The sequence below is a fragment of the Camelimonas sp. FR25 genome (assembly GCF_059740505.1).
In genome coordinates, this window is sequence record NZ_JCAWFG010000064.1 from 1 (window position 1) to 4,223 (window position 4,223).

Consider the following 4,223-nt stretch of genomic DNA (forward strand, 5'->3'; position numbering starts at 1 on the left):
CTTAACGACTGGTCCGAATTTCCGGGACCACCTCTCTATTCCGCCAGCGGGCCAAAGCGTCCAATTCAACCTGCGACTTGCGCCATTGGCGGCGTATATCGCGATGAACGCCGGCGTCCGGCGCCATGGCGCCTGGCGGCGAGGCCACTGGACAACGTTCCACGCGCGCTCCAAACCAGTCGGCAAGCTGGCGTCAACGCCAGCACATAACAGCCCCACGGAGAGACGCCCCATGACGCAGTTCCAGATGATCAACGCCGCCGGCACACGGATACGCGCCGTGGTTGAGGGCCAGGGGCCGCTGGTGATCATGGTGCATGGCTTCCCGGAATCCTGGTATTCCTGGCGGCATCAGATCGGCCCGGTGGCGGCGGCGGGGTTCACGGCCTGCGCCATTGACGTGCGCGGCTATGGCGGCTCGGCCAAGCCGCCACGGGTCGAGGATTATTCGCTCGAAGCGATCATCGCTGATGTGGCGGGCGTGGCTGAGGCCCTGGCGCCTGGACGGCAGGCGATACTTGTTGGCCACGACTGGGGCGCGCCCATCGTCTGGAACTCCGCCCTCACCCGCCCGGATCTGTTCCGCGCCGTTGCGGCCATGTCGGTGCCTTACGCTGGCGTGCCCGAGCGTCCGCAGATCGACGTATTCCATGAAGTGTTCACGGCGCGCAACCGGTTCTTTTACCAGGTGTATTTCCAGGAGGTCGGCCGGGCTGAGCGCGATTTTGACCAGGACCCGCGCGATTTCCTTGAGGCATTCTATCACGCCATTTCGGGCGACGCCCCCGATGGCTCCTGGCCGAAAAACAAGACCGCCGATCAGAATCTGCTGACCGGCCTGCTGCGCCCAGCGGGGCCATCAGCCTGGATGAGCGCCGCCGATATGGATTATTATGAGAGCCAGTTCGTCGGCTCGGGCTTCTTCGGGCCGCTGAGCCGTTACCGCAACCATGCGCGCGATCACGCCTGGCTGCAGCAATTCCGCACCCGACGGATCGAGCAGCCGGCGCTGTTCATCGCTGGCGACCGCGACCCGGCGTTCAACATGCTCGGCGGCGTCGATCCAGTTCCCCTGATGCGCCAGCATGTGCCCAATCTGCAGGGCGCCCACGTGCTGACGGGCTGCGGCCACTGGACCCAGCAGGAGCGGCCCCAAGAGGTTAACGCCTTGCTGATCCCGTGGTTGCAGGCGCTGGGCTGACGCCGCCACCCCTGCGGCGCCCGAGCCCATCAGGTGGCGAGAGCCAGTGTCTCCGCGCCCTGGTTCGCGACGACCCAGGGCGCCGTATATGATGGCGCTGGTGTATGACGGGCTGGCGGTGATGTCGCCGTTGAGCCGCTTGCGTCAGGAACAGCCCGCGCCGTGACCAGCCCCTACCGTATCGATGTCAGCCGCGATGAACTGGCCGAGGCATTGTTCGCCAGCCCTGAGCATCCGCTGCTGGATTTGCACGGCGGGGTGGCGCCCGGCGGCCCGGCCTGGGTGATCCGCATCCGCGCCGGGCGGCGGGTGATCACGCCGATGGTCTGGGGTTTTCCGCCGCCGCCGGGCCGGGAGCAATTGCTGCCGAGCGCGCGCAATCTCACATCGACCGTCTGGCGTCCGTGGCTCAAGCCCGCGTCGCGCTGTCTCATTCCATTCACCTCGTGCAGTGGTCCTTCAGGCCCTGGCGCCCTGCGCCCGGCGACGACGCGCATCGGCGCCTTCGCCGGCCTGTGGCGCAGCTACGAGGAGACGCCGTTCTTCGCCCGGGTGACAGTGGCTGACGACGGCGCGACCAGCCCGGTGGTGCTGACCTGCGCCGACGCCATGCGCGCCTGGCTGGAAGCGCCAGTGGCCGAGGCCATGGCCATGCAGCAGCCGCCACGGCCCGACCAGCTGACGCCGTTGCGCCGCTGAGGCGGCGCGTCATCTCATCGCCCGTTGCGATGACGAGGACGTCATAGGCCCCCGCCAGCTGGCCAGGCGCGGCCTGGGCGTCGCGGCTGTTGACGGGCGCGCCTGCTGCGCAACGCCCCCTGTCCCGCCGCTCGCCAAACGCTGTATGCTCGCCGCAAAGCGCCCCGGCGAACGGGGCGCGCACATCAGGGAAGGACGCAGCATGGGTGAGCGGCTGGCGGGCAAGACCGCCTTGATCACGGGCGGCACCAGCGGCATTGGCGAGGCGACGGTCCGTCTGTTCGTCGCCGAGGGGGCGAAGGTGATGATCGCCGGGCGTAACAGCGACAAGGGCCACGCCCTCGCCGCCGAACTTGGCCCGGCGGCGGCGTTTATCAGCACCGACGTCACCCATGAGGCTGAAGTGCGCCGGGCGGTCGAAGCCACGGCGGAGCGGTTCGGCCGGCTAGATTGCCTGTTCAACAACGCCGGCGGGCCGACCAAAGGCACGGCGAGCACCATCACCGGCGATGATTATCGCTACGCCATGGATCTGCTGGTGGGCAGCGTGCTGTTCGGCATCCGTTACGCCGCGCCGATCATGCAGGCCCAGGGGCGCGGCGCCATCATCAACAATTCCTCCATCGCCGCCATTCGCGGCCACATGGGCGGCTATCTCTATTCCATCGCCAAGGCGGCGGTGCGCCGCGCCAGTGAGGTCGCCGGGCTGGAGCTTGGCCCCTATGGCGTCACGGTCAACACCATCTCGCCAGGCGCCATCGCCACGCCGATCTTCTATGGCGGCTCGCAGGTCGCCGCCGGGCTCGATGACGCCCGCAACGCCGCCAAATTGCGCAAGCTCACCGACAATCTGGCCAAGGCCACGCCGATGGGGCGCTCGGGCACGCCGCATGACATCGCCGCGGCGGCGCTGTTTCTCGCCTCCGACGACGGCGCATTCGTCAATGGCCACGATCTGGTGGTCGATGGCGGCATGTCGGCGGGCGGCCGCACCAATTTCGAAGACCAGACCATCGGCGCGCCCGTGTGACGCCGCATCCCAACGTTTGAGGACCATCATGAGCACATCGACGACCGGGGCGGCGCCCACCCTGACCTATGACGAAGTGGCGCGCGGGCGGCGCAGCATCCGCGGCTTCCTGCAAAAGCCCGTGCCGAAAGCGCTGGTGCGCGAGGTGCTGGAGCTGGCGATGCGCGCGCCCTCCTCGCACAACACCCAGTGCTGGAATTTTTACGTGGTCACCGGCGCGCCCCTCGATCGCATCCGCGCCGGCAACACCGAGCGCAATCTGGCCGGCGTGCCGCATTCGCGCGAATTCCGCGTGCGCGACGAGAGCGACGGCCAGCATCGCGAACGGCAGATCGAGATCGCCAAGCAATTGTTCGGCGTCATGGGCATCGAGCGCCACGACAAGGACGCCCGCATGGACTGGGTGATGCGCGGCTTCCGCCAGTTCGACGCGCCGGTGTCGATCGTCGTCACCTATGACCGGGTGATGCACGGCAGCGACATCGCGCCCTTCGACTGCGGCGCCATTACCAACGCCATCGTCAACGCCGCCTGGTCGCGCGGCCTCGGCTGCGTCATCAACAGCCAGGGCATCATGCAATCGCCGGTGGTGCGCGAACACGCCGGCATCGCCGAGGACCAGGTGATCATGATGTGCATCGCCATGGGCTACCCCGACGACAGCTTCCCGGCCAACGCCGTGGTCTCGAACCGCAAGTCCGTGGACGAGGCGACGACCTTCGTCGGCTTCGACGACTGAGGGGTCTGGGGCGCCGGGCGGCGTGCTCCAGCCACATGCCCGCGCCGACCACCCCTCCTACGCGCGTCATGCCCGTGCTCGTCACGGGCATCCACGTCTGCCGGCGCCTCATGGCGACCACCGCGCAGGCCTGTTGGCGTTTCGGCGCTTGCGGGGTCGGCATAGAGCGTGGATGCCCGTGACAAGCACGGGCATGACGACTGAAGGGCTGGCGCGCCGGCCTTAGGGCGCCAGCCACATGCCCGCGCCGACCACCCCTCCTACGCGAGTCATGCCCGTGCTCGTCACGGGCATCCACGCCTGGCGGCGCCTCATGGCGACCACCGCGCAGGCCTGTTGGCGTCGCGGCGCTTGCGGGGTCGGCATAGTGCGTGGATGCCCTTGACAAGCACGGGCATGACGACTGAAGGGCTGGCGCGCCGGGCTTAGGGCGCCAGCCACCGGCCCGAGCTGACGATCCCTCTTACGCGCGTCATGCCCGGGCTCGTCACGGGCATCCACGTCTGGCGGCGCCCACCCCCCTCCACGCGTCATGCCCGTGCTTGTCACGGGCA

The 4,223-nt window shown here is 68.3% G+C and carries 4 protein-coding genes; all 4 read left to right on the forward strand.

Annotated elements, in window-relative coordinates; genetic code table 11:
- Positions 1–232: 232 nt before the first annotated feature.
- The 4 genes from AC6A67_RS07510 to AC6A67_RS07525 all read left to right on the forward strand — a co-directional run bounded on the left by AC6A67_RS07510 (position 233) and on the right by AC6A67_RS07525 (position 3,669).
- The gene (locus AC6A67_RS07510; protein ID WP_498035927.1) at positions 233–1,201 is read left to right on the forward strand and encodes an alpha/beta fold hydrolase; all 969 of its coding nucleotides are present in this window, start codon (positions 233–235) and stop codon (positions 1,199–1,201) included.
- A 162-nt stretch (positions 1,202–1,363) separates the two neighbouring features.
- Positions 1,364–1,900: an SOS response-associated peptidase family protein gene (locus AC6A67_RS07515; RefSeq protein WP_498035928.1), complete on the forward strand. Its 537-nt coding sequence runs from the start codon at positions 1,364–1,366 to the stop codon at positions 1,898–1,900.
- A gap of 202 nt (positions 1,901–2,102) precedes the next feature.
- Positions 2,103–2,930: an SDR family NAD(P)-dependent oxidoreductase gene (locus AC6A67_RS07520; RefSeq protein ID WP_498035929.1), complete on the forward strand. Its 828-nt coding sequence runs from the start codon at positions 2,103–2,105 to the stop codon at positions 2,928–2,930.
- A 28-nt stretch (positions 2,931–2,958) separates the two neighbouring features.
- Positions 2,959–3,669 carry a nitroreductase gene (locus AC6A67_RS07525; RefSeq protein WP_498035930.1) on the forward strand — a complete coding sequence of 237 codons (711 nt, stop codon included), beginning with the start codon at positions 2,959–2,961 and terminating at the stop codon, positions 3,667–3,669.
- Positions 3,670–4,223: the final 554 nt, after the last annotated feature.

Bases quoted from the DNA above. Each gene is read 5' to 3' on its own strand.
- AC6A67_RS07525 (WP_498035930.1), top strand. From the start codon at position 2,959: ATGAGCACATCGACGACCGGGGCGGCGCCCACCCTGACCTATGACGAA.
- AC6A67_RS07520 (WP_498035929.1), top strand. From the start codon at position 2,103: ATGGGTGAGCGGCTGGCGGGCAAGACCGCCTTGATCACGGGCGGCACC.
- AC6A67_RS07510 (WP_498035927.1), top strand. From the start codon at position 233: ATGACGCAGTTCCAGATGATCAACGCCGCCGGCACACGGATACGCGCC.